Source organism: Amycolatopsis sp. NPDC059657 (assembly GCF_042734395.1).
In the GTDB taxonomy this organism is placed as follows: Bacteria; Actinomycetota; Actinomycetes; order Mycobacteriales; family Pseudonocardiaceae; genus Amycolatopsis.
Map to the genome: position 1 here is coordinate 46484 of NZ_JBHWEB010000047.1, position 26359 is coordinate 72842.

28 protein-coding genes are annotated in these 26359 nt (G+C 68.3%); 14 read left to right on the forward strand and 14 right to left on the reverse strand.

Annotated features, from left to right (window positions below; genetic code table 11):
* Positions 1–33 precede the first annotated feature (33 nt).
* The 3 genes from ACFV15_RS24875 to ACFV15_RS24885 all read left to right on the forward strand — a co-directional run bounded on the left by ACFV15_RS24875 (position 34) and on the right by ACFV15_RS24885 (position 2454).
* Positions 34–696 (forward strand): heme oxygenase (biliverdin-producing), encoded by a 663-nt coding sequence (locus tag ACFV15_RS24875; RefSeq protein WP_378352985.1) that lies wholly within the window; start codon positions 34–36, stop codon positions 694–696.
* A 293-nt stretch (positions 697–989) separates the two neighbouring features.
* The gene (locus ACFV15_RS24880; protein WP_091288052.1) at positions 990–1613 is read left to right on the forward strand and encodes a superoxide dismutase; all 624 of its coding nucleotides are present in this window, start codon (positions 990–992) and stop codon (positions 1611–1613) included.
* A gap of 73 nt (positions 1614–1686) precedes the next feature.
* Positions 1687–2454: an arylamine N-acetyltransferase gene (locus ACFV15_RS24885; RefSeq protein ID WP_378352986.1), complete on the forward strand. Its 768-nt coding sequence runs from the start codon at positions 1687–1689 to the stop codon at positions 2452–2454.
* Positions 2455–2646: 192 nt separating this feature from the next.
* On the opposite strand, the gene ACFV15_RS24890 is transcribed toward ACFV15_RS24885, so the two are convergent.
* From ACFV15_RS24890 to ACFV15_RS24900, 3 genes are all read right to left on the reverse strand, one after another.
* On the reverse strand, positions 2647–3897 hold the full coding sequence (locus tag ACFV15_RS24890) for an MFS transporter (protein ID WP_378352987.1): 1251 nt from the start codon (positions 3895–3897) through the stop codon (positions 2647–2649).
* A 101-nt stretch (positions 3898–3998) separates the two neighbouring features.
* A complete protein-coding gene (locus ACFV15_RS24895; RefSeq protein WP_378352988.1) occupies positions 3999–4430 on the reverse strand; it encodes a MarR family winged helix-turn-helix transcriptional regulator in 432 nt (143 codons plus the stop codon).
* A gap of 122 nt (positions 4431–4552) precedes the next feature.
* Positions 4553–5995 carry an NCS2 family permease gene (locus ACFV15_RS24900; protein WP_378352989.1) on the reverse strand — a complete coding sequence of 481 codons (1443 nt, stop codon included), beginning with the start codon at positions 5993–5995 and terminating at the stop codon, positions 4553–4555.
* 67 nt (positions 5996–6062) lie between these two features.
* On the opposite strand from ACFV15_RS24900, the gene ACFV15_RS24905 reads away from it, so the two are divergent.
* Positions 6063–6290 carry a DUF2530 domain-containing protein gene (locus ACFV15_RS24905; protein ID WP_378353012.1) on the forward strand — a complete coding sequence of 76 codons (228 nt, stop codon included), beginning with the start codon at positions 6063–6065 and terminating at the stop codon, positions 6288–6290.
* A gap of 142 nt (positions 6291–6432) precedes the next feature.
* Here ACFV15_RS24905 and ACFV15_RS24910 read toward each other — a convergent pair whose 3' ends face one another.
* Complete coding sequence (locus ACFV15_RS24910) at positions 6433–9210, reverse strand: sacsin N-terminal ATP-binding-like domain-containing protein (protein ID WP_378352990.1); 2778 nt, start codon at positions 9208–9210, stop codon at positions 6433–6435.
* Positions 9211–9308: 98 nt separating this feature from the next.
* Positions 9309–10085, reverse strand: coding sequence for a DUF3027 domain-containing protein (locus ACFV15_RS24915; RefSeq protein ID WP_378352991.1), 777 nt, complete (start codon positions 10083–10085; stop codon positions 9309–9311).
* 50 nt (positions 10086–10135) lie between these two features.
* Here ACFV15_RS24915 and ACFV15_RS24920 point away from each other — a divergent pair, with 50 nt between their 5' ends.
* From ACFV15_RS24920 to ACFV15_RS24930, 3 genes are all read left to right on the forward strand, one after another.
* Positions 10136–10897: a glutaminyl-peptide cyclotransferase gene (locus ACFV15_RS24920; RefSeq protein WP_378352992.1), complete on the forward strand. Its 762-nt coding sequence runs from the start codon at positions 10136–10138 to the stop codon at positions 10895–10897.
* Positions 10898–10960: 63 nt separating this feature from the next.
* The gene (locus ACFV15_RS24925; RefSeq protein WP_378352993.1) at positions 10961–12796 is read left to right on the forward strand and encodes an MFS transporter; all 1836 of its coding nucleotides are present in this window, start codon (positions 10961–10963) and stop codon (positions 12794–12796) included.
* A 10-nt stretch (positions 12797–12806) separates the two neighbouring features.
* Positions 12807–13301 carry a DUF2771 family protein gene (locus tag ACFV15_RS24930; protein WP_378352994.1) on the forward strand — a complete coding sequence of 165 codons (495 nt, stop codon included), beginning with the start codon at positions 12807–12809 and terminating at the stop codon, positions 13299–13301.
* A 163-nt stretch (positions 13302–13464) separates the two neighbouring features.
* On the opposite strand, the gene ACFV15_RS24935 is transcribed toward ACFV15_RS24930, so the two are convergent.
* Positions 13465–13851, reverse strand: coding sequence for a cold-shock protein (locus ACFV15_RS24935; protein ID WP_378353013.1), 387 nt, complete (start codon positions 13849–13851; stop codon positions 13465–13467).
* A 128-nt stretch (positions 13852–13979) separates the two neighbouring features.
* Here ACFV15_RS24935 and ACFV15_RS24940 point away from each other — a divergent pair, with 128 nt between their 5' ends.
* A complete protein-coding gene (locus tag ACFV15_RS24940) occupies positions 13980–14180 on the forward strand; it encodes a hypothetical protein (protein WP_091288063.1) in 201 nt (66 codons plus the stop codon).
* Here the strand turns inward: ACFV15_RS24940 and ACFV15_RS24945 are convergent.
* Complete coding sequence (locus ACFV15_RS24945; RefSeq protein ID WP_378352995.1) at positions 14151–14771, reverse strand: HAD family hydrolase; 621 nt, start codon at positions 14769–14771, stop codon at positions 14151–14153. The two genes, ACFV15_RS24940 and ACFV15_RS24945, sit on opposite strands and share 30 nt — an antisense overlap.
* A gap of 81 nt (positions 14772–14852) precedes the next feature.
* Between ACFV15_RS24945 and ACFV15_RS24950 the strand changes: the two genes are divergently transcribed.
* Together ACFV15_RS24950 and ACFV15_RS24955 are read left to right on the forward strand one after the other, a co-directional pair.
* Complete coding sequence (locus ACFV15_RS24950) at positions 14853–15452, forward strand: TetR family transcriptional regulator (protein ID WP_378352996.1); 600 nt, start codon at positions 14853–14855, stop codon at positions 15450–15452.
* Positions 15449–16414: a R2-like ligand-binding oxidase gene (locus ACFV15_RS24955; protein ID WP_378352997.1), complete on the forward strand. Its 966-nt coding sequence runs from the start codon at positions 15449–15451 to the stop codon at positions 16412–16414. Before ACFV15_RS24950 ends, ACFV15_RS24955 begins: the two co-directional genes overlap by 4 nt.
* Before the next feature lie 44 nt (positions 16415–16458).
* On the opposite strand, the gene ACFV15_RS24960 is transcribed toward ACFV15_RS24955, so the two are convergent.
* Together ACFV15_RS24960 and ACFV15_RS24965 are read right to left on the reverse strand one after the other, a co-directional pair.
* Positions 16459–18099, reverse strand: coding sequence for an AMP-binding protein (locus tag ACFV15_RS24960; RefSeq protein ID WP_378352998.1), 1641 nt, complete (start codon positions 18097–18099; stop codon positions 16459–16461).
* A 97-nt stretch (positions 18100–18196) separates the two neighbouring features.
* Positions 18197–18496, reverse strand: coding sequence for a hypothetical protein (locus ACFV15_RS24965; protein ID WP_378352999.1), 300 nt, complete (start codon positions 18494–18496; stop codon positions 18197–18199).
* Between the two features lie 126 nt (positions 18497–18622).
* Here ACFV15_RS24965 and ACFV15_RS24970 point away from each other — a divergent pair, with 126 nt between their 5' ends.
* Positions 18623–18946 (forward strand): hypothetical protein, encoded by a 324-nt coding sequence (locus ACFV15_RS24970; protein ID WP_378353000.1) that lies wholly within the window; start codon positions 18623–18625, stop codon positions 18944–18946.
* Positions 18947–19259: 313 nt separating this feature from the next.
* Positions 19260–20825 (forward strand): discoidin domain-containing protein, encoded by a 1566-nt coding sequence (locus ACFV15_RS24975; RefSeq protein WP_378353001.1) that lies wholly within the window; start codon positions 19260–19262, stop codon positions 20823–20825.
* Positions 20826–20870: 45 nt separating this feature from the next.
* Here ACFV15_RS24975 and ACFV15_RS24980 read toward each other — a convergent pair whose 3' ends face one another.
* Positions 20871–21611 carry a Long-chain-fatty-acid--CoA ligase gene (locus tag ACFV15_RS24980; protein WP_378353002.1) on the reverse strand — a complete coding sequence of 247 codons (741 nt, stop codon included), beginning with the start codon at positions 21609–21611 and terminating at the stop codon, positions 20871–20873.
* Positions 21612–21639: 28 nt separating this feature from the next.
* Here ACFV15_RS24980 and ACFV15_RS24985 point away from each other — a divergent pair, with 28 nt between their 5' ends.
* Together ACFV15_RS24985 and ACFV15_RS24990 are read left to right on the forward strand one after the other, a co-directional pair.
* Positions 21640–22395, forward strand: coding sequence for a PhzF family phenazine biosynthesis protein (locus ACFV15_RS24985; RefSeq protein WP_378353003.1), 756 nt, complete (start codon positions 21640–21642; stop codon positions 22393–22395).
* Complete coding sequence (locus tag ACFV15_RS24990; RefSeq protein ID WP_378353004.1) at positions 22395–22769, forward strand: YccF domain-containing protein; 375 nt, start codon at positions 22395–22397, stop codon at positions 22767–22769. Before ACFV15_RS24985 ends, ACFV15_RS24990 begins: the two co-directional genes overlap by 1 nt.
* A 106-nt stretch (positions 22770–22875) precedes the next feature.
* Here ACFV15_RS24990 and ACFV15_RS24995 read toward each other — a convergent pair whose 3' ends face one another.
* Genes ACFV15_RS24995 through ACFV15_RS25010 form a run of 4 tightly spaced genes read right to left on the reverse strand, consistent with a single transcriptional unit; the run spans position 22876 to position 26312 of the window.
* Positions 22876–23670: a metallophosphoesterase family protein gene (locus ACFV15_RS24995; protein ID WP_378353005.1), complete on the reverse strand. Its 795-nt coding sequence runs from the start codon at positions 23668–23670 to the stop codon at positions 22876–22878.
* Between the two features lie 37 nt (positions 23671–23707).
* Complete coding sequence (locus tag ACFV15_RS25000; RefSeq protein ID WP_378353006.1) at positions 23708–24493, reverse strand: HAD-IIA family hydrolase; 786 nt, start codon at positions 24491–24493, stop codon at positions 23708–23710.
* Positions 24494–24502: 9 nt separating this feature from the next.
* Positions 24503–25564 (reverse strand): sulfate/molybdate ABC transporter ATP-binding protein, encoded by a 1062-nt coding sequence (locus ACFV15_RS25005; RefSeq protein ID WP_378353007.1) that lies wholly within the window; start codon positions 25562–25564, stop codon positions 24503–24505.
* Positions 25551–26312, reverse strand: coding sequence for an ABC transporter permease (locus tag ACFV15_RS25010; RefSeq protein WP_378353014.1), 762 nt, complete (start codon positions 26310–26312; stop codon positions 25551–25553). The genes ACFV15_RS25005 and ACFV15_RS25010 overlap by 14 nt, the downstream gene beginning before the upstream one ends.
* Between the last annotated feature and the right edge of the window lie 47 nt (positions 26313–26359).

Genomic DNA, 26359 nt, shown 5'->3' on the forward strand with positions numbered 1-26359 from the left:
TTCTGACAGCTTGTCAGAAAGAGGAGTCGACGGATGACCACGGACCTCGAGCAGATCCCGTTCTCGAAGACGCTCCGCAGCTCCACTCTGGGCGTGCACGACAAGGCCAATCACTCCGGCTACATGAACGCGCTGCTCGGCGGCGAGCTCACGCTGGCGGGGTACACCCAGCTGGCCGTCCAGTACTACTTCATCTACCAGGCGATCGAGCAGGCCAGCGACCGGATGCGGATCGACCCGGTCGGGTCGCGGTTCGTCTTCGACGAGCTGCGCAGGCTGCCGAAACTCGACCGCGACCTGAACTACCTCATCGGCCGGGACTGGCCGAAGGAGGTCAGCCCGCTGCCGGCCACGCTGGCCTACGCGGATCGCGTGCGAGAGGCGTCATCCTGGGCGGGCGGGTACGTCGCGCACCACTACACGCGCTACCTCGGCGACATCGCGGGCGGCCAGGTGATCCGGCGGCTCATCGCGAAGAAGTACGAGGTCACCGGGGACGGCTCGCTGTTCTACCACTTCGACGAGATCGGCAGCGCGCCCGCGTTCCGCGACCGCTACCGCACTCAGCTCGACGAGGCGCCGTGGTCCTCCGGCGAGCGCGCCCGGATCATCGACGAGACGCTGGTGGCGTTCGAGTGCAACATCGCCGTCTTCGCGGAACTCGCCGCCGGCATGGAGCAGTACCGGGCGGCCTGAGTTCCGGGTGGCATGGGGAGCGAGAGCCGGTATTCGCTCGTCCACCAGCGGATGCGCCGATCACGTGAGTCGATTTCGGGCGAACACGGCGAGCGACGGCCGTCACACCCCGTTGACCTCCAGCTAAGTGGAGGTAGCAGGCTGGGGTTTACGGCGCGGGGCCCACGGGCACTAAGCCGGAGAACCGGAGCGTTCCAGCCTGGAAGACAGCGCGGCCCCAGGTCGCCACAGACGGGTGAGTGCTACTAGGTTCGTTACCGAAAGACTTGTGTCGAAACGATGAAGGAGGGCCAATGGCCCGGTACGAGCTCCCCGATCTCGACTACGACTACAGCGCCCTCGCGCCGCATATTTCCGCCGAGATCAACGAGCTGCACCACAGCAAGCACCACGCGACCTACGTCAAGGGCGCGAACGACACCCTCGACAAGATCGCCGAGGCGCGCGACGCCGGCAACTTCGGCGACATCGTCGGCCTGCAGACCACGCTGGCGTTCCACCTGGCCGGGCACGCCAACCACGTGGTGTGGTGGAAGATCCTGTCCCCGGAAGGCGGCGACAAGCCGACCGGCGAGCTCGCGGCCGCGATCGACGAGGCGTTCGGCTCGTTCGACAAGTTCAAGGCGCAGTTCACCGCGGTGGCCACGACCATCCAGGGCAACGGCTGGGGCGCGCTGTCCTGGGACCCGATCGGCAAGACGCTGATCACCCAGCAGCTGCGCGACCACCACAACAACCTGGTGCTGCCGACCACGCCGATCCTGCTGGTCGACGTCTGGGAGCACGCCTTCTACCTCGACTACAAGAACGTCAAGCCGAAGTACGTCGAGGCGCTCTGGAACATCTTCAACTGGGCCGAGATCAGCAAGCGGTTCGACAACGCCGTCGCCGGCGGGAACGGCCTCCTGCTCGGCTGAGGCTTTCGTCAGGCAAAGGGGGCTCTTCCGGCCAGGAAGGGCCCCTTTTTCGCACCCAGCGAAGGGGAACGACATGGACGTGGACGCGTACCTGGCGAGGATCGGCGTCGCCCGCCCGGCGAAACTCGACGCCGAGGCGCTGCGCACGCTGCAGGAGGCGCATCTGCTGCGCGTGCCCTTCGAAAACCTGAGCGTGCACCTGCCGGAGCCGATCGACCTCGATCCCGCCGCTTTGGTCGGCAAGATCGTCCGGCGTGGCCGTGGCGGCTTCTGCTTCGAGCTCAACGGCGCGTTCGCGTTGCTGCTGCGCGAACTCGGCTTCGAGGTGACGCTGCACGCCGTCCGCGTGTTCGGCGACGAGGGCAGGCTCGGGCCGCCGTACGACCATCTCGCGCTGCGCGTCGAACTCGACGAGCCGTGGCTGGCCGATGTCGGGTTCGGCCGGTTCTGCCGGTATCCGCTGCGACTCGATTTCCGGGGCGTCCAGGCGGATCCGGAAGGTGAGTTCGAGGTGCGCGAGGCGCCGTTCGGCGAGCTCGACGTGCTGCACAACGGCAGGCCGGCGAACCGGATCGAGCCGAGGCCGCGCGAGCTGGCCGAATTCGTGCCGATGGCGTGGTGGCATTCGACCTCGCCGAAGTCGCACTTCACGAAGAGCCTGACGTGCTCACGGCCGACCCCTGCCGGACGGGTCACCCTTTCGGGCGACAAGTTGATCGAAACCGTGGACGGCGTGCGCGAGGAGCGCACACTGACCGGCGACGCGGAGATCCTCGACGCCTACCGGACGAGCTTCGGGATCGAGCTGGACCAGGTGCCACGGGTACGCACGTTCTCCTAAATGAACGGAGCTCCGAGGCATTGCCCCGGAGCTCCGTCCGTTCCCGAACTGACTGCCGCTCCCACCACGAAGCGGACATGTATGAGGTTAGCCTAACCTCACATGGTCAGGCAAGGCCGCGTTCGTGGAGATCCACATCTCACCCATTCGCCTGAGCCTGTGCGCGCGAGATGCTGACTACCGCGACAGAACTCAGCGACGAGTCAGTACCCGTTGCCGCCCGAAGCGGCGCGCGGTCAGCTTCACGCCGCCACGGCGCAGCAGGATGATCGCCGCGACCACCGCCACGATGGCCGAGATCCCGCCACCGACGTAGAAGGTGGACCGGCCGCCGAGCGTGTCGGCCAGCCAGCCGGTCATCGGCGCGCCCAGCGGGCTGCCGCCGATCAGCACCAGCACGTAGATGCCCATCACGCGGCCGCGCATCTCCGGGCTGACCGCGGTCTGGACGAGCGCGTTGGCGGTGTTGAGGAAGGTGATCGTGGCGTACCCGAGAGGGATGAGCGCAATGCCGAAGGCCAGGTAGGTCGGCATGAACGCGGTGGCGAACTCCAGCGCGCCCAGGCTGAACGCGGCGAGCAGCAGCAACCGCACACTCGGCCCGCCACGCGTCCCGCGCCGCGCCGACATCAGCGCGCCGGTGAACGTGCCGACCGCGAGCAGCGTCGACAGCAGGCCATAGCCGTCGGCCTGGGTGTGGAACACGTTCGCCGCGACGATCGCGAGCGAGGTGAAGTAGGTGATGCCGAAGGTGCTGACGAAGAACACCAGCCCCATCACCGTCATCAGGTCCGAGCGCCGCCGCACGTAGCGCAGGCCTTCACGCAACTGCCCCTTCTCACGGGGCACGGCGGGGCCGCGGAAAAGCTTGTCGGGGTTCATCATGACCAGACCGGCGATCACGGCGCCCGTGCTGGCCGCGTTGGCGATGAACAGCCAGCCGGTGCCGACCCAGGTGATGATGAACCCGGCGATGGCAGGGCCGACGATGCGCGCCATGTTGAAGATCGAGGAGTTCAGCGCGACCGCGTTGGTGATCTGCTCCCTGCCCACCATCTCGGCGACGAACGATTGCCTGGTCGGCACTTCGAGCGCGGCCGTGCAGCCGAACGTGAAGCACAGCAGGTAGACGTGCCACAGCTGCACGAACCCGGTCACGTCGAGCACGCCGAGCACCGTGGCCTGCAGCACGACGGCGGCTTGGATCCCGATCAGCAGCCGCCGCTTGTCGACGCGGTCCGCGAGCACGCCTGCCCAGAGCGAGAGGAACAGCGTCGGCGTGAACTGGAGCGCGACGGCCATCCCGAGCGCGATCGGACTGTGGTCGCTGAGGCTGAACACCAGCCAGTCCTGTGCGATGCGCTGCATCCAGGTGCCGATGTTGGACACGACCTGGCCGGTGAAGAACAGCCGGTAATTGCGGATCCGCAGCGACGAGAACATGGCGCCGCGCGACTTCGGCGGCGGTGGAGGTGGGGCGGGGTTCCGAATAGGTGTCGACTGCCGACTGTCCGTTTCGCTACCCGTTATGCCCCGCACCTTGGTTAGTTCCCCGCCATCCTGTCGATGATCTCGGCGGCACGGGAGAGGGTCACTCTCTCGTCCGCGCTCAGTTCCGCTAGCTTTTCGTCCAACCAGGCCTCACGCGCGGAGATCGTCTCCTGGACATAGGCGTGCCCAGCGGCCGAAACCTCAACGATGGCCTGGCGGCCGTCCGTCGGATGCGGGCGCCGCTCGACATAGCCGCGCTCCTCCAGCGCGGCGATGACCCTCGTCATCGAAGGCGGCTGCACACCCTCCTTGGCGGCCAGCTGACCAGGGGTCAGCGCCCCGCACTTGTGCAAAGTGGACAAGGCGGAGATCTGCGTCAGAGAGACGCCCTCACCCGCCCGCTGCGCACGGAGTTTGCGGTTGAGCCGGACGACGGCCAGCCGCAAGCGGCTCGCCAGTGAGCGCTCGTGGGCGTCGTCGGACATATAGTTAGCATACCTCACGAACTATCGGCCGGACCGGTGATCTCCATCGCGACCAAGCGCCAGGAGCGTGGGTCGTGAGTGTTTTGACCGGTTCTAACCGGCCAAAACACTCACGAGTCCTTTTACCTCAACGCGTCCTGGATGGGCCCGACCGCGAAGTAGGCCACGAACGCCACCGCGATCAGCCACATGAGCGGGTGCACGCCGCGCGCCTTGCCGGTGACCGCACGGATCGCGACGTAGCTGATGAAGCCCGCGCCGATGCCGTTGGCGATCGAGTAGGTGAACGGCATGACCACGATCGTCAGGAACGCGGGCAGCGCGATCGAGAAGTCCGTGAAGTCGATTTCCTTGACCTGGCTCATCATCAGCGCGCCGACGACCACCAGTGCCGGTGCGGCGGCCTCGACCGGGACGACCTGGTAGAGCGGGGTGAAGAACATCGCCGCCAGGAACAGCACGCCGGTGACCACGTTCGCGAGCCCGGTGCGGGCGCCCTCGGCGATGCCGGACGCCGATTCGACGAAGACCGTGTTCGAGCTGGCCGAGCCGAAACCACCCGCCGCGCCCGCGAGGCCTTCGACGAAGAGAGCCTTGCCGATGTTGGGGAGCTGGCCGTCCTTGCCGACGAGCCCCGCCTCTTTGCCGAGGCCGGTCATGGTGCCCATGGCGTCGAAGAAGTCGGCGAGCACGAGCGTGAACACGAACAGGACCACGGTGATGATCGGCAGCCGCGTCCATGCGCCGAACGACACGTCACCGACCAGTGAGAGGTCCGGCAGGCCGACCACCTGGTCGGGCAGCGCGGGATAGCCGAGGTTCCAGCCCTTGGGGTTCGTGCCCTTCGACGGGCCGGCCTTGACGATCGTCTCGACCACGATGGCCAGCACGGTCGTGACGAGCACGCCGATCAGGATGCCGCCCTTGACCCGCTTCGCCACCAGGATCCCGGTGACCAGCAGGCCGACCACGAACACCGCCGTCGGCCACGACGCGATCGAGCCGCCGATGCCGAGCCCGACCGGGACCGTGGTGTGCGCGTCGTCCGGCAGCCGCCGCACGAAACCGGCGTCGACCAGCCCGATCAGGCAGATGAACACACCGATGCCGACCGCGATCGCCGACTTCAGCGGCGCGGGCACCGCGCGGAACACGGCCGTGCGGAAGCCGGTGAACACCAGCGCCACGATGATCAGGCCCTCGATGACCACCAGGCCCATCGCCTCCGGCCAGGTCATCTTCGGCGCCATGGTGACCGCGACCAGGCTGTTGATGCCGAGGCCGGTGGCGATGGCGAACGGGTAGTTCGCCACGAGTCCCATCAGGATGGTCAGCACGCCGGCGACCAGCGCGGTCACGGCGGCGACCTGCGGCACCGGCAGGATCCCGCCGAGCACGTCCTTGTGCGCCGCCGCGTCGTCCGGCGCGAAGCTCCCGATGATCAGCGGGTTCAGCACGACGATGTACGCCATCGTGACGAAGGTGATCACACCGCCGCGGATCTCCCGCGCGGGCGTCGAGCCACGCTCCGTGATCTTGAAGAAACGGTCCAGTGTGGACACCATCGCAACCCCTGCCCTTCGCCCGACGGCAGGTACCCTGCCCCACGTGGCCGAATCGAACAACTCCTCGCTGCGCCCGACCCCGGAACTGCCCAAAAGGCTGACCGACCTGACGCCGGTGGTGATCGTAGGCACCGTGATCTGGACGGTCGCGCTGGTGGTGTTGTTCGTCTCGTCCGAGGGCGTGTGGGTGTGGACGTCATTCGCCGGGATCGTGCTCGGCTTCATCGGCCTCGGCATCATCTGGTGGCAGCGCTCGGCCGCCCGGCGTGGCTCGAAGTCGGCCCAGCGCCTCTAGCCCTGGGAAAAAAATCCCAATGCGGCATTCGTCAGGTTTCAGCCTCCCAAATGTGGCTTTCGTCAGCTCAGAGCTGACGAAAGCCACATTGGGGGTTCCACAGCTGACCAAAGCCGCATTGGGATTTTTTTGGCCGGGCCACCTACGCGAGCAGGGTGGTGGCGTCGGGTTCGTTGATCAGGGCCAGTACGACGTGGCGGTCGGCCCAGCGGTCCGTGGCCCACGCGAACGCTTTCGCCAGGCCTTCGGGGGTGTCGGCGGCGTGGAGGCGGGAGTCGTGCCACCAGTGGGCGTCGTGGGAAGCGCCGTCGAACGAGACGGTCAGGGACTCGTGGAGCAGCAGGCCGCCGTCGGGGACCGGAACGCCCAATAGCTCGGCCGCGAGAGTGACCGCTTCGAGGTCGGCCCACAGCACGAAGTCGCCTTCCGAGGTCACCTCGGCCGCGAGGTCGCTGGCGACCGCGAGGTCCATGCGCGACGCGAAGCCCGCCGGGTCCTCGACCACACCGATCAGGCGGGAGCGGGGGACGACCGCGACCGGCCAGGGGACGTCCAGTACGACCGCGTCTTCGGCGTCGACGACCGAGCCGTCCATCGCGCGCATGCGGGCGGGCTCGTGTTCGCCGGTCAACGCGCCGTGCGCGTGGACGACCAGTCCTGCCGGGATCGTCCGCGAGGGGTCGCCGAGGCGGTCGAGCAGGTCTTCCTCGTCGCCGCCGAGTGCAGCGCGGACGCCGGCGGCCGCGAGTAGTTCGGCGGGGAGGCCGACGTCGGGGACCGGGTCGTACAACCCGGCCAACGCCGAAGCGCTCGCCAGCCGCCAGTGGCGAGGCGGTTCGTCGCCGAGCAGTGCGTAGCGGGCGAGCCACCAGGCGGTGTGGCCGTCGGGCTCGGCCAGCGCGCGCCAGGTTTCCGGGCGGGACGCGATGAGGCGCAGTGCCGCGGGCCAGGCGTCGTCGCCGACCAGGTCGAGGTCGCGGATCGCGAGCACGCGCGCCGGCGGCTTGGCGAGCGAGTCCCACCAGGCCTCTTCGTCGGGGAGGTCGTGGTCGGGCTCGACCGGGTCGGAATCCGAGACGACCGCGAAGGTGTCGAGCACACCGGCCGCCGACAACGTCTCGGCGGGCCAGTCCGAGGCGAAGTCGTCGTCGAGCACCGAGACCGGGCCGTCTTCGGCGAACGCCTCGGGGTCGAAGATCTCCAGCAGCGGCGAGTTCGGGAGCACCAGCTCGTCGGCGCGACGCCAGCCGTCGTCGCACGGCAACGCCAGCGCGCCCAGCCAGTCGATGTCGGCCGAGGTCTCCGCGACCAGTCGCAGTACAGCGCCTGCCAGCGCCATGCCGTCCAGCCCGGCGTTCGCGTCCTCGACGCTGCGCTCGACGGCCTCCAGCAGTTCCGGCGCGTCGAGCAGTTCGCGGGCTTCGGCGTGCTTGGCGTCCAAGCGTTCGAGCAACGGGTGTGCCGCTTCGGGGTGGACAAGACGCAGGCCCGCGATGTCCACATCGGACAGTAGTTCGAGCAGCTCGGCCGAGCCGCCGACCAGCAGCGCGCCACGAGGGCCGGGCAGCGTGCGGCCGTCGGAGAGCGGCACCGGCAGCGCGCCGAGGTCGTCGGCGGTGACCTCGTGCGACTCCAGCAGCGGCAGCAGCGCGTCGTACACCGACCGCCACCAGGACGGTTCCCGCGTGACCCCGGTCAGCAGGTCGACGATTTCGGCCACCGGCAACGAATCCGAGCCGACCACGGCCAGCGCGCGCACGACCGGAAGCCCCGACAGCGCACAAAGACCGGGGACGACCTCGGCGAGCAGCGAGACAAGCTCGGGCGCCTCGGCATCCAAAACCCTGGCGCGGGAACCGGAAAGCTCCGGACCTGCCGCCGACGGAAGCCAGTCCGACGAACTCAGCGCCGCGAGCACCAGCTCACGCAACTGACCGTCTACTTCGGACAGAGGGAAGCCACCGGCCGGCACCAGCGCGAGCCGGTGCTCGGCGGGCAGTTTCCTTACCAGGGCAGGGTAAACGCCCGCCGCGGCCTCGAAGACTGCACGCGCGCCCGGCAGCACTCGGCGCCGCGACGGCTCGATCGGCACCGACGCCAGCAACCGCGCTGGCAACGAAAGCCGCTCGTCGGTCGGGGTCGGCGCGTACAGCACGTCTTCGGTCAACGGCTGCGGGACACCGTCCGCGTCGACCGGAACCGCCCAGCCGCCCTCGGTCAGCCATCGCCGCACCGAACCGTCCGGCGAGCCGATCTCGACGATGTCGTCCTCGGCGGACGAGCGCGTCCACACCTGGTCGCCCACCTCGACGCGCGCCAGCCACGGCAACGCGAGCAGGAGATCCGGCGCCTCTGAAGCAATCCCCTCCAGCAACGCGGCACCGTCGACGCCGTCGCGCAGCGGCAGCTGCACTTCAGTGTCGAAGCCTTGCGGGACAACGGCTTCGAAGGCCCACGGCAGCCGCAGCACCGGCACGTCACCGGTCCGCCCCGACTCCTCGCGGGTCAGCGCCTCCGAGAACCGGACGCCACCGCCCGCCGAGACCACGCGCGGCTCGGACGTCACGGTCAGTACGGCCGCGAAGCCGACGCCGAACCGGCCGACCGTGCCCTCGCCCTTCGCGGACGCGCGCAGCGAGGCCAGCGAGGCGACACCGGAAGCGTCGAGCGGGGCGCCGGTGTTGGCGACGCGGAGTTCATTGTCCACAAGGGACACCCGGACCACGCCGGGTTCCTTGGCGAGCAGCGCGGCGTCGGCGGCGTTCTGCGCGAGCTCGACGAAGAGCCGGTCGCGGTAGCCACCGACGCGCAGGTCGTGCTCGGAGTTCGTGTCCTCGGTGAAGCGGGTCGGCGAATCGGCCCATGCCCGCAGTACCGACGAGCGCAGTGCTTCCGTGCCGAAAGGATCAAGCGTCGCCACGAGAGCGCTCCTCCTGAGTCAAATTCACGTTCAGCGGGTATTCGACGGCGCGACAATAGGGCCTCCGGCCGGAAGGCGGGGGCCCTAGTGCGAAGAAATCAGGCGTCGACGCTGTCGTCTTCGAGAAGGTCGATGAGCGAGTCGTCGTAGACCAGCTCGGCCACCGGGACCGAGGAGGTCACCTCGATCTCGATCTCCGAGTGCGCGCCGCAGCCGTACTCGACGTTGACCACGTGCGCGTCGGCAGGCGAGATGTCATTGGTGCAGACACCGAACGCGCCGCGCAGCGAACCCGCGAGCGACACGTAGAAACCGCAGGTCCCGCACTGACCGGGCGCGCTGCGCGCCATGTCCGAGCGCGGGCCGTACTCGCCACCGCGCCAGCGGGCGGCGGCGTCCTCGCGGCCGAAGCGCGAGAGCACGTGGACCCGGCCGAGCCCGGTCTCCAGCGCGACCTCCTCGACCTCGGGGTCGTCGGAGGCGAGGTAGGCGGGCGCCAGGCGCGGGTCGTCCTTGTCGGTCGGGAAGATGTCGCCGACACCGAGGTCGCCGGCGCGCACGCGGCGCTCCCACGGCACCCAGGCCGGTGCCACGAGCGCGTCGGGACCGGGGATCAGCACGACCTCGCTGATGGTCACCGGCGCGTCGTCGACGTCGACCGTGGCGACCGTGACCGACCACTGCCAGCCGCGGTAACCCGGCACCTTGCCCTCGAACAGGTGACTGACCGCGACAGCGTCTTCACGGGAGACCCCGACGTAATCGCCGACCTGACCGGCCTCGGCCTCTTCGAGCGCGGCGGCACGCGCCGTCTCGACGGCTTCGGCCAGTTTCCTGTGCAACGATCCGTCGTCCAAGGTCAGCAGCAGGGTCATACGCCCAATTGTGCCGCACGCCGCCAGCCGCTCCATGTCAGGCTGTGCATGTGCGGAAGCTCATCTTCACGCCGTTGCTGGCGATAGCCCTCTGTGGTTGCTCGAACACCCCCGCGTCGAGTGTGGACACCGGGCCGCAGCGCCTGCGGCCCGAGATCGTCAGAGTGCTGCCCCACGACGTCACGGCGTTCACAGAAGGCCTCGAATTCGCGGGCGAAACCCTGTTCGAGGGCACCGGGCTGGAAAAGAAATCCGTCGTGCAGGCTGGCCCGGCAGGCGAGGCGCCGAGGGTGAAGGCCGCACTCTCACCGGAGATCTTCGGCGAGGGCATCACTGTGCTCGGGCCCAAGATGTGGCAGCTGACCTGGAGGAACGGGTTCGCCATCGAGCGCGACACGGCCACGCTGGCCGAGCTGCGCCGGGTGCCGTACCAGGGCGAGGGCTGGGGCCTGTGCCACCAGAAGGACCGGCTGGTGATGAGCAACGGCTCCGACACGCTGACCTTCCGCGACCCGGTCACCTTCGCCGTCACCGGCACCGTCCGCGTCGGCGAGAAGCAGCTCAACGAACTCGAGTGCGCCGGCGACGACGTCTACATCAACGTCTGGCAGACCGACCGGATACTCCGGTTCAACGTTCCGAGCGGCAAGGTCACCGGCACGATCGACGCTTCGGGCCTGCTGACCGCGGGTGAGCGGACCACTTCGGACGTGCTCAACGGCATCGCGGCGGTACCCGGTTCCGACCGGTTTGTACTGACCGGGAAGCTGTGGCCGAAGATGTTCGAGGTGAGGTTCGTCCCGAACCCCTGAATAAACCCCGGTATGCCCTTGTAATCGCGCGAAACCGGGCCGGACTAAGGCAGGATTGAGAGCGTGACTCGTTTCGGTTCCCAGCACCCGCCCGCCGATGGCGCGGGCAGCGGGCGCGCGGGCCGCAAACGCAAGCGGAAGTGGACCCCGGAGCCGGGCGCCCCGCAGGCCAAGCCATGGCAGCAGGCTGCGGCACCCCCACAGGACCCGGCCCGCGCACCCGCACCTCCAGCGGCCCCCGCGCCCCCGCGTAGCCGGTTCTACGACGAGGCGCCCCGCCCGTACCAGCCGACGGCCGACGACGCGCCGACCGGCGCCGTCCCGATGCAGACCCCGCCGAGGGGCGCGCGGCCGTACCCGCCGGACCCGGCGCGGCGCACCGAGCCGATGTACGACCACTACGACACCAACGGCTACGCGGGCGAACCCCGTGAGGAGCCGGAACCGCAGGTCAACGCCGCCAACAGGACCGAAGCGGTCGCCGGCGCGCTGCCCAGGATGCCGAAGAAGCTCACCGTCACCAGGGTCGCGGCACTGCGCAGCCGCCAGCTGACCGGGCAGGCGGTCGACGCCTTCCATCGTGCGACCAAGGCCGACGGCGCCGACAAGTCCGGCCTGTCCGCGCTGACGTACGCGGTGATGCTCAACTACGCCAGCGACGCCGCGATGGCGATCGCGCTGGCCAATACGCTCTTCTTCGCCGCGACCAGCGGTGAGAGCAAGGGCAAGGTCGCGCTCTACCTGCTGATCACCATCGCGCCGTTCGCGCTGGTCGCGCCCGTGATCGGGCCCGCGCTCGACAAGATCCAGCGCGGACGCCGTCTCGCGATGTGCGTCTCGTCGGCAGGCCAGGCACTGATGGCCGTGATCATGGCGCTGCACTTCGACGACTGGGGCCTGTACCCGGCGGCGCTCGGGATGATGGTGCTGTCGAAGTCGTTCACCGTGCTCAAGGCGGCGGTCACGCCACGCGTGCTGCCACCGGAGATCACCCTGTCCAAGACCAACGCGCGGCTGACCGTGTTCGGGTTGATCGCCGCCGGTGGTGCGGGCGCGATCGCCAGCGGCGTGAACGGCGTCTTCGGCGCGTCCGGCGCGCTCTGGTTCACCGCGCTGATCTGCGTCGCCGCGGCGGTCCAGTCGATGCGGATCCCGGCGTGGGTCGAGGTGACCGAGGGCGAGATCCCCGCGGTGCTCGGCGCGCACCCGGAGCGCAAGCGCAAGAAGCGCAGGCAGCCGATGGGCCGCCAGATCGTGCTTTCGCTGTGGGGCAACGGCTCCGTGCGCGTGCTGACCGGGTTCCTGATGATGTTCTCGGCGTTCGCCATCAAGGCGCAGGCCGAGCAGACGCACCAGACCCCGTTCATGCAGCTGCTGCTGCTCGGCGTGATCGGCCTGGCGGCCGGTGTCGGCGGCTTCGCGGGCAACGCGCTGGGCTCGAGGCTGAGCTTCGGCAAACCCGATCAGGTGATCTTGGGCTGTGTCGGCGGCGCGTTCGGCGCGGCGGTGCTGGCCACGATCCTGCCGGGGCTGGCGACCGCGGCCATCGTCGGTCTCGTCGGCGCGACCGCGAGCGCGCTCGCCAAGATCAGCCTCGACGCGGTGATCCAGGAGGACCTGCCGGAGGAGTCACGGGCGTCGGCGTTCGGCCGCTCGGAGACCGTGCTGCAGCTCGCGTGGTGCTTCGGCGGCGCGGTCGGGCTGCTGCTGCCGCCGACGTTCTGGATCGGCTTCCTGGTGCTGTCGCTGCTGCTCGCGTTCGGCTTGGTGCAGACGTTCCTGGTGCGGCGCGGCACATCGCTCATCCCCGGCCTCGGCGGCGACCGGCCGCTGCGCCCGGCGGCCGTCGAGAACGTCACACCGGGGGGACCCGGATCACGCTGGCGGCCGGGCTCGTAGGGTTCTGAGCATGCGGCGTTCTGCGATGGTGGCTTCTCTTGCGGTGGGTGCGGCCCTGCTCACGGGCTGTTCGGCCCCCGGCGAGCCCGAGGTGACGTTCTTCGCCGACGGCAAGACGATCCGGATCGAGCCGACCGTGCACTGCGACGTCTTCAGCGGCACGTGCAAGCAGAGCCAGGCGAACCCGGCCAGCCTGAAAGCCCGGCCGGGCAAGCCGGTCCAGATCTCGGTGCCCGCCGAGATCGCGGAAACGCCGTGGAAGGTCATCGTCGTCTACGCGAACTCGAAAGGCGAGCTCCAGCCCGCCATCGAGAAGCGCTTCCCCATCAATAAGCAGTACGCGTACACCGCGAGCACGCCCAACCCCGGCGACCAGATACTGGGCATCGAGGTCCAGCAGCCCGCACCGGCCGTCGAACAGGGCAAGCTCGTCGTCGAGGACGACGGCACCCCCGTTCTGGTGATGCGGGCCTTCTGGTCACTCCAGATCGAGGCCGCGGCTTAGTGGTCACCATCGGAAGTCCTCCGGGGGTCTCGACGGCCCAGCTTCCCGCTGGACGCACGGCCGCAAGGCCCGAGTACAACCCGGTACGAGAGCCTCACGGCCGCACGCCCAGCGGAAACCTGGATCCGCCGAATACCCCCGAATGACTTCCGATGGCAACCACTTAGGGATCGATGTCCCGCGCCACCGCGCGCATGATCTCGGCGATCTGCTTGGTGTGCTTGCGGTCCGGGTACCGGTTGCGCCGCAGGTCCGGCTGCACCTTGAGCTCCAGCAGCTTGATCATGTCCTCGATCAGGCCGTGCAGCTCCTCGGCGGGGCGGCGCCTGGCTTCGGCCACCGATGGCGGCGGGTCGACCAGCCGCACCGACAGCGCCTGCGGGCCACGCCTGCCGTCGGCGACGCCGAACTCGAGCCGCTGACCGGCCTTGAGTCCCTCTACGCCCTGCGGTAGCGCGGCCTTGCGGATGTACACGTCGTCGCCACCATCCTGCGTGACGAAGCCGAATCCCTTCTCCGCGTCGTACCACTTGACCTTGCCGGTCGGCACTGCCCTCACCCATTCCTTCTGTGTTCACGACGAACGCGCCCCGGGGCGTACCCAGGGCGCGCGTCTCGTAAGCCTATCTCGCCACACACCGTGGGGTGAAGCTGATACCTGCGGTTACCCTCAGCGGCATGGGAAAGTCGTTCCTGATGCGCCTCGGCATCGGCCTCTTCGCGATCGGCATGCTCGCCGTGTTCGCCGTTTTCATCATGTTCGCGGCCGGCCTGCAGAACCTGCCGATCTGGCTGAGCGCGGCAGCGGGCGTCATCACCCCGCTGGGCCTGGGACTGGGACTGATCGCGTTAGTGCGTGAGGCTCGCCGCAAAGCTTGAGAACCAGGCAGGGAACTCGTCGAGGGTGTCGAACACCACGTCGGCGCCCGCCTCCGCGAGTTCCGTCCGCGAGCACGGGCCACTGACCACGGCGATGCCGGGGATGCCCGCGGTCAGCGCGCCGCGCATGTCCCCCACGTGGTCACCCACATAGGCGACGGCCCCGTGTTCGGTGAGCGCGGCGGCCTTCTCGATCGACCAGAGCTCGCCGACGAGCTCGTCCACTTCGAACCCGAGTGCCTTGACGTGCAGCCAGGCGTTGCGGCCGAACTTCCCGGTGACGACCAGCGTGCGCCCACCGGCCGCACGGACGGCCTTGAGCGCCTCGGCCGCGCCGGGCAGCGCGACCGTCTGCGGCACGACGATCTCGGGGTACATCTCGCGGAACCGGTCGACGAGCTCGTCGATCCGGTGCTCCGGCGCGCCCGAGTCGCGCAGCACGTGCTGCAGCGGCGGGCCGAGGTTGGCGGCGAAGTGATCGCCGTCGAGCTCGACGCCGCGTTCGGCGCCGAGTGCGTACATCACCGCGCTCATGCCCGGTCTCGGGTCGATCAGCGTCATGTCCAGGTCGAAGCCCACGGTTATCCCCACGGCCCCACGTTAGCCGTTGTACAGACCGTCTGAGAACGTCAACGGGCTTGACATATTTTGATTGGATGTCAAGCTGGAGATGTGGCGGAGATCACCAGCTTCAGTGAGCGGACCAAAGCCTCCCTGCGTGAAGCCCTGCTGGACGCGGCCACCGAACTGCTCCCGGAGAAGGGCTACACGGCGCTGCGGATGGCGGACGTGGCCGCGCGAGCGGGCGTCAGCCGCCAGACCGTCTACAACGAGTTCGGCAACAAGGCCTCGCTGACGCAGGCGGTCGCGTTGCGCACCACGTCCGAGTTCCTCGAGGGGATCAAGCGGCGCTTCGAAGACGCGGGCGACCTGATCACGGCCATCGGGCTGGCCGTGCGGTTCACCATCGAACACGCGCGGGAGAACAAGCTCGTCGCGGCGGCGCTCGGCACCGGCGAGGACCTGCTGCCGCTGCTGACCACCAAGGGCGAGCCGGTGCTCTCGGCCGCCGTCGCGATGGCCGAGCGGCAATACGTCGAGTTCGAGCCGTCGCTCACGCCCGAGGCCGCGGCGTTGCTGGCGGAGACCGTCGTCCGCCTGTCGCTGAGTCATCTCGTGCTCCAGACGCATTCCGCCGCCGAAGCGGCCGAGTCGGTGTGCGCCGTCGTCGCACCAGCTGTCATCGCGTTCACACGAAAGGGCCTGCCATGACCGAAATCCTGTCCGAGCGGCGCACCGGCTTCAGTTCACTGCAGCGCGGCGGGCTCAACTGGGAGTCGTTCCCGCTGCGGCTGTTCACCAAGGGCAACAAGAAGTTCTGGAACCCGGCCGACATCGACTTCTCCGGTGACCCCGAAGGCTGGAACTCGCTGAACCCCGAGCAGCAGCGCTCGGTGCGGTACCTGGTGGCCCAGTTCATCGCGGGCGAGGAGGCGGTGACCGAGGACATCCAGCCGTTCATGAAGGCCATGTCCGCCACCGGCCGTTTCGGCGACGAGATGTACCTGACCCAGTTCGCCTTCGAGGAGGCGAAGCACGTCCAGGTGTTCCGGCTGTGGATGGACGCGGTCGGGCTGACCGAGGACCTGCACCCGTACGTCGCGGAGAATCCCCACTACCGCAAGCTTTTCTACGAGGAGCTGCCCGAGTCACTCGGCCTGCTGGCGTCGGATCCCAGTCCCCTCAACCAGATCCGCGCGTCGGTGACGTACAACCACGTCGTCGAGGGCAGCCTCGCGCTGACCGGGTACTACGCGTGGCAGAAGATCTGCACCGAACAGAACATCCTGCCCGGCATGCAGGAACTGGTCCGCCGCATCGGCGACGACGAGCGCCGCCACATGGCATGGGGCACCTTCACCTGCCGCCGCCACGTCGCCGCCGACGACTCGATGTGGGAGGCGGTGCACCAGCGTATGGGCGAGCTGCTGCCCATCGCGCTGGCGATGATCCAGTGGACCGACGACCAGTTCGACCAGCAGCCCTTCGACAACGACGCGCAGGAGCTGATCCAGTACGCGGCCGACCGCGCGCAACGCCGGCTCGGCGCCATCGAGTCGGCGCGCGGCATGCCGGTCGAGAAGATCGACCTCGACTACTCGCCTGAGCATCTCGAAGAAACCTTCGGCGAGGAGGACGCCCGCGCCTTCGCCGAAGCCGCCAAAGGGTCGTGAGTGGTACGGCCGGTTCTAACCGGCCGTACCACTCACGAGTCCTGTTAGGCGTGCTTGGCCTTGAGCAGGTCTCGCAGCCCAAGGAGTTCCACGGCCCGTTCACGCATCTCGACCTTGCGGACCTTGCCGGTGACGGTCATCGGGAACTCGTCGACCACGTGCACGTAGCGCGGGATCTTGTAGTGGGCCAGCTTTCCCGCGCAGAACTCGCGCACCGCCTCGGCGGTCAGCGGGGACGCGCCGTCCTTCATCCGCACCCAGGCCATCAGCTCTTCGCCGTACTTGGCGTCGGGCACGCCGATCACCTGGGCGTCCAGAACGTCAGGGTGGGTGTACAGGAACTCCTCGATTTCGCGTGGATAGAGGTTTTCCCCGCCGCGGATGACCATGTCCTTGATCCGGCCGGTGATGTTGACGTACCCCGCGTCGTCCATGATCGCCAGGTCGCCGGTGTGCATCCAGCGTGCCGCGTCGATCGACTCGGCGGTCTTGTCCGGCTGCTCCCAGTACCCGAGCATCACCGAATACCCGCGCGTGCACAGCTCACCCGGCTCGCCACGCGGTGTGGTCAGCCCGGTTTCCGGGTCGACGACCTTGACCTCCAGATGCGGCCCGACCCGGCCGACGGTCGACACGCGACGGTCGACCGAATCGTCCGCGCGGGTCTGCGTCGAGACCGGCGAAGTCTCGGTCATGCCGTAGCAGATGGACACCTCCGCCATGCCCATCCGCTCGATGACCTGCTTCATCACCTCGACCGGGCAAGGCGAACCCGCCATGATCCCGGTACGCAGCGAGGACAGGTCGAACGAGTCGAAGTCCGGGTCGGCCAGCTCGGCGATGAACATCGTCGGCACGCCGTAGAGCGAGGTGCACCGCTCGGCCGCGACGGCTTCCAGCGTCGCCTTCGGCTCGAACGACGGCGCCGGGATCACCATGCACGCGCCGTGCGTGGTCGCGGCGAGATTGCCCATCACCATGCCGAAGCAGTGATAGAACGGAACCGGGATGCAGATCCGGTCGTTTTCCGTGTAGTTGCAGAGTTCCCCGACGAAGAACCCGTTGTTCAGGATGTTGTGGTGGCTGAGCGTCGCGCCCTTCGGGAAGCCGGTGGTGCCCGAGGTGTATTGGATGTTGATCGGATCGTCCGCGCTGAGCTCGACGTCGAACGAACCGGTCCTTTCCTTGTCCAGCAAGGAGTTCCAGTCGTCCGAGCCCAGCAGCACGACGTGTTCGAGCCCGGCGCACTTCGGCCGCGCCTGCTCGATCATGCCCGCGTAGTCCGAGGTCTTGAAGCTCTCGGCGGCGATGATCAGCCGGATCCCGGCCTGGTTCAGCACGTACTCCAGCTCGTGCGACCGGTACGCCGGGTTGATGTTCACCAAAATCGCGCCGATCTTGGCGGTCGCGTACTGCGTGAACGTCCACTCGGCACAGTTCGGCGCCCAGATCCCGACGCGATCACCCTTGCGGATACCCACATCGTGCAGGCCCAGCGCGAGCGCGTCGACCTCGGCCGCCAGCTCCGCGTACGTCCACCGCCTGCCGGTGGTGCGATCCACCAGCGCGTCCCGGCCGGGGAAGGCCGCGGCGGTCCTGGCGAAGTTGTCGCCGATGGTGTCACCGAGCAGCGGGACCTCGGAGATCCCCGACGCGTAGCTCGGCACGGCGGGTGCTTCGGGCATGACGAACGCCTCCTCACGGGTCGACCCACCGAGTCTAGGAACGACCCGGCGCGCCGGCCACCCGCACGTGGAGACCCGTCACTTCCCGCGACGGGCGTCAGGTGCCACCGACACTGCGGCGCAGGGTGCTCGTCCACCGGAGGTGACCCGGCGGGACGTCCGCGAGACTGCCGGTGCAGTTGTCGTTCTCCCACATTCGCTGAGTGATGCTGGTGTTGTTTCCGAGCATGTCGTAAACGGCGGTCGCGTGGCACTGACCGCCAGGGATCGGCCACGAGAAGTCGACCAAGGTGTCGTTGCGGTACAGGCAGTTCTCACCACCGAAGCATTCGATCTTGGCAGCGTCCGCCGACGCGGGCGTGGTGACCGACGCGGTACCCACGATCGCCAGTGCCACGGCGGCGACCAGTGTGCTCTTCTTTCCCGTACCCGGAGAATTCGACGGCTCCCGGTTCGGCGCAAGACGTTTCAGCCCAGCCTGAAATGACAGTGCGGCGACAGCGCCGTCTCGCAATCTCAGGCCATGGACAACAGGATCAAAGCCGCCACCGCAGCCGTATTCGCCATTGCCGGTGTGCTCGCCGGGCCGGTCACCGTGGCCTCGGCGAACGCACCCATCCCCGGCAGGGACTGCCAGTTCCTGAGCGTCAAACGCGATCCTCAGGCGCAGGCCATCGCCAACTGCAACCGGCTCGACGACGGGTTCACCCAGTACCGCGTGGTGGTCGAATGCGCGGACGGCCATCAGCACATGGGCAACTGGGCGCCGCCGCACCGGATTTCCACCGCCAAGTGCCCGCCGAACACCTGGATGACCAGCAACGGCCCCTTCATCACCCAGGTCTGACCCGGAAGGCGCCCCTGCCGGCGAGCTCACCGGCAGGGGCGCTCGGCCTCAGGCCCGATCCGTCGCCGACGCGGCCGCCGCGCCAGCCGTCATGATCGTCCCGGCGACAGCGAACGCGACCCAGATCTTCATCAGGGGCCCGATCCTCACGCTCACCCGGAGCGCGTCTCCCCTTTCGACCACACGTGGACACCCCTGCCGAATCTCGCGCAAGCCAGGCCGGATCCGTTGACTGCGTCTTTACTCCATGTTTACCTCTAGTTAGGAAAGTTGCCTAACTAATGCTTCGACACAACGCAGTCGAGGAGCGCAGATGAGACGGAGAACCCCACTGGCCGGTGCCGCGGCAGCGGCACTCGTCCTGCTGGCACAGACTTTGCTCGCGCCCGGTGTAACGGCGCAAGCGGAATCCCTGCTGTCGGCGGGCAAACCGACCACTACCTCGTCCGTCGAGGCCACCGGTTTCGGCGGCGAACTCGCCGTCGACGGTGACCCCGCCACCCGCTGGGCGAGCGAAGAAGGCGTTGACCCGCAATGGATCGCCGTCGACCTCGGCACCGCCGCGACCATCACCAAGGTCAAGCTGAACTGGGAAGCCGCCTACGCCAAGACCTACCGGATCCAAGGGTCCGCGGATGGCAGGACCTGGCAGGACATCAAGTCGGTCACCGGCGGCGACGGCGCGATCGACGAGCACACCGGCCTGAACGCGACGGCTCGGCATGTCCGCGTCCACGGCACCGCGCGTGGCACCGCGTACGGCTATTCGTTGTGGGAGCTGGAAATCTACGGCTCACGTCCCGGCGGAGGCGACACCGAGCCGCCGTCGGCGCCGACCGGGCTGACGGCGACCGCCACCACGACGGACAGTGTCACGCTCGGCTGGACCGCGTCGGCGGACAACGTCGGTGTCACCGAATACGAAGTGCTCCGTGACGGTGCGGTCGCCGGGACCTCGGCGTCCACCTCGTACACCGACACCGGGCTGGCCTCGGGCGTGGAGTTCGGTTACACGGTCAGGGCGAAGGACGCGGCGGGCAACGTCTCCGCGCCGAGCCAGGTGCTCAAGGCGTCGACCAAGCCGGGCGGCACAGGCACTGTCACCATCGCGATCGCCGGTGACATCGCCAACCCCGAACTCTTCTCCACGCACCAGAAGACCGCCGCCCAGATCGCCAAGATCAACCCGCAGTACGTGCTGACGGTCGGCGACAACCAGTACCACAAGGGCACCATCGCCGAGTACCTCGCGCACTACGACAAGACCTGGGGCAAGTTCAAGAGCATCACCAAACCCACCACGGGCAACCATGAGTGGGACGACCAGCTCAGGGGCTACAAGGAGTATTTCGGCGCGATCGCGTACCCGCAGGGCCTGCCGTACTACAGCTACGACATCGGCGACTTCCACTTCGTCGCGATGGACTCGAACCCGATCTACGGGGGCGGCGGCTCCGAGCAGGTGACCTGGCTGCGCCAAGACCTCGCGAAGACCACCAAGTCCTGCGTCATCGGCTACTGGCATCACCCTCGGTTCAACTCGGGACACGCCGGCGACCAGAAGAGCATCGCGCCGCTGTGGAACGAACTCGAGAACGTCAAGGCGGACGCGGTGTTCACCGGGCACGACCACCACTACGAACGGACGAAGCCGCTGGACACGAGCGGCCATGTCACGGCGGACGGCATTCGCTCGGTCATGGTCGGCATCGGCGGCGACCACCTCTACACCGACTACAAAGCCCGTGAAGGCGTCGAGAAGATCTTCGCCAAGCACGGTGTGGTGAAGCTGGTGCTCAACGGGAAGTCGTACTCCTGGGAGGTCATCGACACCACTGGGGCGGTGCTCGACAAGGCAGGTCCGTACACCTGCCGATGACCGCTGTGGTCCGGTGCCGTCGACCCGGCACCGGACCACGGTTTCTCAGTCCATCGGGTGTTCCATCCAGACGTTCGCTTCGATGTAGCAGCCGTAGTCGAGCTCCTTCGAGGCGTTCACCGGCGCGATCCCGCCGGGGATGTGGTTCTCGCCTTCGACGAGTTCGACGCCGGTCCACGCGCGCCAGTCCGCGAACGAGCCGGTCAGTGTCACGGCGAACGGGCAGACCTTGATCACGCGCGCGCCGAGGCGTTCGTGGGTGCGCAGCCAGCGGTCGGCGAGCAGGCCGTCGGGACGGCGGCGTGCGGCGTAGTCCGGCATCGGCGTGTCGGGTTCGCTCTCCTTGCCGATGGGGCGGACGGACACGATGAGCTTGCGCAGGCCGTCCTCGGCGGCGCGGGCTTTGAGTGCCTTGAGCATCGGCGCGGACAGGCCGGTGCCGCGCAGCCGCGGCGAGATGACGACTTCGAGCGCGCACAGCGCGGTAGGCGTCCTGCCGTCCATGACGTCCTGCGCGGCCCATTGGATGGCTTCGTCCCAGCCGTGGTCGGGCAGTTCGGCGCGGCCGTCGGCGGGGAACGCGAGCGGGACGGAGAGCGCGCGGGCGATCGGGACGCCGTCGTCGTCGAGCGCGATGAGGAAGTAACGGCCCCACAAGCGAAGGAACCGTTCGGCGGTGATCATCTTCCCGCTGACGCCTTGGTAGATGAACTGGCCGCCGACATCGCCGAGATCGAGAGCGGCGTCACAGAGATCGGGGCGGGAGGCTAGATCGACAACTCGCATGGGTTCAGTAAACCGCTACGTTTGAGGCATGCGCTTCTTTCTCGTCGACGCGTTCACCGGTGAGGCCTTCCGCGGCAACACCGCCGCGGTCGTGCTGCTCGACGGCCCGGCCGATCCGGCCTGGATGCAGTCGGTGGCCGCCGAGTTCAAGCACCCCGAGACCGCGTTCGTCGAACTCGGCGCGCGCAAGGTGCCGCTGCGCTGGTTCACGCCGAAGACCGAGGTCGAACTCTGCGGGCACGCCACCCTCGCCGCCGGCCATGTGCTGGAGGGCGAGCAGGAGTTCGAGACACTCAGCGGCACGCTCACCACCAAGGCCGACGACGGCTGGGTGTACATGGACTTCCCCGCCGACCCACCGGAGCAGACCGGCGAGGCCGTCCCGCTGGACGTCACCGCCGAATACGTCGGCCGTGGTGTGTTCGACGTACTCGTGCAGGTGCCCGACGCCGCCGCGCTCCGCGCGCTGCGTCCGGACTTCAAGGCGCTCGCCGAGCTGAAGACACGGGCGATCATCGTGACCGCGCCGGGCGACAAACCCGGCATCGACTTCGTGAGCCGCGTGTTCGCACCGGCGGTCGGCATCGACGAGGATCCGGTGACCGGTTCGGCGCACTGCACGCTGACCTCTTATTGGGCGCCCAAGCTCGGCAAGGAGCGGATGGTCGCCGAACAGGCTTCGGAACGAGGCGGCATCGTGCGCGTCTCACTGACGGAGAACGAAAACCGCCTGCGCCTCGCGGGTCAGGCGGTCACGGTCGCGAGCGGGGAGTTACACGTCTGATGCGCTTCATCCTCAACATCATCTGGTTGGTCTTCTGCGGGTTCTGGATGGCCGTCGGATACCTGGTCGCGGGCATCATCTGCTGCGTCTTCATCGTGACGATCCCGTTCGGGCTGGCGTCGTTCCGCATCGCGAACTACGCGCTGTGGCCGTTCGGGCGGACGGTGATCGACCGGCGTGACGCGGGTGCCGCGTCGATGCTCGGCAACCTGATCTGGCTGATCTTCGCCGGGATCTGGCTCACCATCGGGCATCTCGTCACCGGCGCGCTGCTGTGCGTCACGATCATCGGCATCCCGATGGGGGTGGCCAACTTCAAGATGATCCCGGTCTCGCTGATGCCGCTGGGCAAGGAGATCGTGCCCCTCCCCTAGCCGGCCCCTGGGAAAAAAATCCCAATGCGGCATTCGTCAGGTTTCAGCACGCCAATGTGGCTTTCGTCAGCTCAAAGCTGACCAAAGCCGCATTGGGATTTTTTTTCTAGTCCTCGGGCTCGAAGGGGAGCTCGATGACCAGGCAGGGGCCGCCGACGAAGAGGCCGCCGTCGATGCCCAGCGCCTTGCCGCCCGCGTAGAGGTAGGGGCCGTCGAGCTGCGCGGGGTGGATGCCCAGCTGGTCGGCGATGACGCTGTGGCCGTGCACGATGCGCGAGCCGCCGAGCAGGTCCAGCAGGCGCTGCGCGACCTCGGGGCCGTCGGGGCCGCGGAAGGCGTAGCGGGTGGTCATCCGCCGCCAGACGTCCCACCAGTCCGAGATGTCGTCGCCCTCGAGCACCGCGCGGCCGGACGCGTTGATCTCCTCGATGTCGTCGCCCCAGTCGAGGTACTCGAGGGTGTCCGAATGCATCAGCAGGTGGTCCGCGGCGGTCGCGAGCAACGGGCGCGAAGTGAGCCACTCGACGTGCTTGTCGGTCAGGCGTTCCTGGTCGGAGAGCAGGCCGCCGTTGATCTCCCAGCTGCGTGCGAAGCTGCGGGGGCCGAAGTCGGACGGTACCTCGGTGTCACCGAAGTGGTACATCCCGAGCAAGAGGATCTCGTGGTTCCCGAGCAGCGTCTGCACCTGGCCGCCGCCCTCTTCGGCCTGCTCCTGTAGCCGCATCACCAGATCGATCACACCCACGCCGTCCGGCCCGCGGTCGACGAAGTCACCGAGGAACCACAGGTGGTCGTCCTCGCCCGACCAGTTGTCGGCGTCGTCGACGAGCCCCTCGACACGCAAGGCGTCAGCCAGCGCGTCCCGGTGCCCGTGGACGTCGCCCACGACGTAGGTGCTCATCTTGAGAAGATAGGCCTTCTCATAGCGTCACCGCTTGTCACTCGGTCCCAAACGGATCACGAGTACGCCCGATCAGGTCAGCGATCGAGTCGATGACCAGCGTCGGACGGTACGGGTAGCGCTCGGCGGTCTCGCGCGTCGAGATGCCGGTGAGGGTGAGGATCGTCTGCAGTCCGGCCTCGATTCCCGAGTGGACGTCGGTGTCCATCCGGTCGCCGATCATCAGCGTGTTCTCCGAATGCGCGCCGAGCCTGCGCAGCGCCGAGCGCATCATCAGCGGGTTCGGCTTGCCGACGAAGTACGGCGAACGGCCGGTCGCCTTCTCGATCAGCGCGGCGACGGACCCGGTCGCCGGCATCGAGCCCTCCAGGCTGGGGCCGGTGGCGTCCGGGTTGGTCGCGATGAACTTCGCGCCGTTGTCGATCAGCCGGATCGCGCGGGTTATGGCGGAGAAGCTGTACGTCCGCGTCTCGCCGAGCACGACGTAGTCGGGGTCGACCTCGGTCAGCACGTAGCCGACCTCGTGCAGCGCGGTGGTCAGGCCCGCTTCGCCGATCACGAACGCGGAGCCGTTCGGGCGCTGCGACGCGAGGAACTTCGCGGTCGCCAGCGCGGAGGTCCAGATGGCCTCCTCGGGGATGTCGAGGCCGGTGCGCTCCAGGCGGGCGCGCAGGTCACGCGGGGTGTAGATGGAGTTGTTGGTCAGCACGAGGAACTGGACGTCGTTGGCACGCAGCTCGGCGAGGAACTCATCCGCGCCGGGGATGAGGTGCTCCTCCTTCACCAGCACGCCGTCCATGTCGGTCAAGTAGGTCCACGTCATGCGCACACCTTATGTCCCTGCGGCCGGATGCACCGAGACCGTCGTGGCCTTGATCGACAACGTCACCGCCGAACCGGGTTCAAGATCGAGGTCGGCGACCGCCGCCGGGGTCAGATCGGCGGTCAGGCCCTGCGCCCAGCCGTCGCCGGAGACGCGCAGCCGGATCACCGGACCGTGTGGTTCGAGTGCCGCGACCACCGCGTGCACGGTGTTGCGCGGGCTGCCGGGATGGTCGTCGTCGTGCGGATACACCGCCACCGCGCTGGGCGCGAACACCGCGACCGCGGGTTCGCCGGCCGAGACCTCGGCCGGGATTCCCGCGATCAGGTGACCCGACGGGGTGCGCAGACCGTCCGTTGTGGCCGTTCCGCTGACCAGGTTCAGCCCGGCGATCCGCGCGGTGAACCCGGTACGCGGCGCGGCGAGCACCTCACGGGTCACGCCGCGTTCGACGATCCGGCCGCCGTCCAGCACGGCCACGTGGTCGGCGAGCGCCAGCGCGTCGAGCGGATCGTGGGTGACCAGCACGGTCGTCGGCCCGTCACGGAGCACCCGGCGCAGCAGCCCGCGGATCGCGGGCGCGGCGTCGACGTCCAGCGCGGCGAACGGCTCGTCGAGCAGCAGCAGGTCGGGCTCGCTCGCGAGCACACGCGCGACGGCGACGCGTTGCTGCTGGCCGCCGGAAAGCTGCGACGGCTTGCGGTCGGCGAGCGCGAGCGCGTCCACTTCGGCCAGCCAGTGACGCGCGATAAAACGGGCTTTGTCCCGGCTTTCACCCCGCGAACGCGGTGAGAACGCCACATTGTCCACAACGGACAGATGCGGGAAGAGCAGCGGATCCTGGGCGAGCAGGCCGATCCGGCGCGCGTGCGGCTGGACACCGTCGAGCGTGCGGCCGTTCAGCTCGATGACGGCCGACACCGGGTCGAGCAGCCCGGTCAGGCAGCTGAGCACAGTGGACTTGCCGGAGCCGTTGGGGCCGAGCAGCGCGAGCACGTGCCCGTCGGCGACCTCGAAGTCCACCGACAGCGTGAAGGCGCCTCTGACCAGCTCGATCTCAGCCCGCAGCATCGAGAGCCTTCGGCCTGGCGACCGCGATCACCACGACGGCGACCACGATCAGCAGCAACGCGAGCGCGACCGCGCTGTCGATGTCGACCTCCGCCTGCTGGTAGACCTCCAGCGGCAGTGTTCTCGTCACATCCTCCAAACTGCCCGCGAAGGTGATGGTCGCGCCGAACTCGCCCAAAGCCCGCGCGAAGCTCAGCACGACACCCGAACCGAGCGCCGGCAGCAGCAGCGGGATGGTCACGCGGCGGAACACCGTCCACGGTTTCGCGCCGAGCGTCGACGCCACGCGCTCGTACCGGTCGCCGGAGCCGCGCAGCGCGCCTTCCAGGCTGACCACCAGGAACGGCATCGCCACGAAGGTCTGCGCGATCACCACCGCGGCGGTCGTGAACGGCACCTGCAGTCCGGCGAGGTCGAGCACGTACCCGAGAAAACCTTTACGCCCCAGCAAATACAGCAACGCCAGCCCGCCGACGACCGGCGGCAGCACCAATGGCAGCAGCACGACGGCACGCAGCACCCGGATCCCCTTGATCCCCGACCGCGCGAGCACCACCGCCAGCGGCACCCCCAGCACCACGCACACCACGGTCGACAGCCCGGCCGTCACCAGCGACAACCGCAGCGCGTGCAGCGACGACGGCGTCACCAGCAACGACGGCAACCGGCTCAGATCCGACCTGACCAGCAGCCCCACCACCGGCAGCACGACCAGCGCCAGCGCCACGCCGGCGGGCAGCCACAGGATCTTCGGGAGTCGTGAGTGTTCCCGGCGGTTAGAACCGGCGGGAACAC

What these genes read in the sequence shown, in the direction of transcription:
- ACFV15_RS24885 (WP_378352986.1), top strand. Translation starts at nt 1,687, where the DNA reads ATGGACGTGGACGCGTACCTGGCGAGGATCGGCGTCGCCCGCCCGGCG.
- ACFV15_RS25005 (WP_378353007.1), bottom strand. Translation starts at nt 25,564, where the DNA reads ATGCTGCGGGCTGAGATCGAGCTGGTCAGAGGCGCCTTCACGCTGTCG.
- ACFV15_RS24980 (WP_378353002.1), bottom strand. Translation starts at nt 21,611, where the DNA reads ATGCGAGTTGTCGATCTAGCCTCCCGCCCCGATCTCTGTGACGCCGCT.
- ACFV15_RS24900 (WP_378352989.1), bottom strand. Translation starts at nt 5,995, where the DNA reads ATGGTGTCCACACTGGACCGTTTCTTCAAGATCACGGAGCGTGGCTCG.
- ACFV15_RS24975 (WP_378353001.1), top strand. Translation starts at nt 19,260, where the DNA reads ATGAGACGGAGAACCCCACTGGCCGGTGCCGCGGCAGCGGCACTCGTC.
- ACFV15_RS24880 (WP_091288052.1), top strand. Translation starts at nt 990, where the DNA reads ATGGCCCGGTACGAGCTCCCCGATCTCGACTACGACTACAGCGCCCTC.
- ACFV15_RS24930 (WP_378352994.1), top strand. Translation starts at nt 12,807, where the DNA reads ATGCGGCGTTCTGCGATGGTGGCTTCTCTTGCGGTGGGTGCGGCCCTG.
- ACFV15_RS24990 (WP_378353004.1), top strand. Translation starts at nt 22,395, where the DNA reads ATGCGCTTCATCCTCAACATCATCTGGTTGGTCTTCTGCGGGTTCTGG.
- ACFV15_RS24915 (WP_378352991.1), bottom strand. Translation starts at nt 10,085, where the DNA reads ATGACCCTGCTGCTGACCTTGGACGACGGATCGTTGCACAGGAAACTG.
- ACFV15_RS24995 (WP_378353005.1), bottom strand. Translation starts at nt 23,670, where the DNA reads ATGAGCACCTACGTCGTGGGCGACGTCCACGGGCACCGGGACGCGCTG.
- ACFV15_RS24960 (WP_378352998.1), bottom strand. Translation starts at nt 18,099, where the DNA reads ATGCCCGAAGCACCCGCCGTGCCGAGCTACGCGTCGGGGATCTCCGAG.
- ACFV15_RS24895 (WP_378352988.1), bottom strand. Translation starts at nt 4,430, where the DNA reads ATGTCCGACGACGCCCACGAGCGCTCACTGGCGAGCCGCTTGCGGCTG.
- ACFV15_RS24985 (WP_378353003.1), top strand. Translation starts at nt 21,640, where the DNA reads ATGCGCTTCTTTCTCGTCGACGCGTTCACCGGTGAGGCCTTCCGCGGC.
- ACFV15_RS24940 (WP_091288063.1), top strand. Translation starts at nt 13,980, where the DNA reads ATGGGAAAGTCGTTCCTGATGCGCCTCGGCATCGGCCTCTTCGCGATC.
- ACFV15_RS24875 (WP_378352985.1), top strand. Translation starts at nt 34, where the DNA reads ATGACCACGGACCTCGAGCAGATCCCGTTCTCGAAGACGCTCCGCAGC.
- ACFV15_RS25000 (WP_378353006.1), bottom strand. Translation starts at nt 24,493, where the DNA reads ATGACGTGGACCTACTTGACCGACATGGACGGCGTGCTGGTGAAGGAG.
- ACFV15_RS24890 (WP_378352987.1), bottom strand. Translation starts at nt 3,897, where the DNA reads ATGTTCTCGTCGCTGCGGATCCGCAATTACCGGCTGTTCTTCACCGGC.
- ACFV15_RS24970 (WP_378353000.1), top strand. Translation starts at nt 18,623, where the DNA reads ATGGACAACAGGATCAAAGCCGCCACCGCAGCCGTATTCGCCATTGCC.
- ACFV15_RS24955 (WP_378352997.1), top strand. Translation starts at nt 15,449, where the DNA reads ATGACCGAAATCCTGTCCGAGCGGCGCACCGGCTTCAGTTCACTGCAG.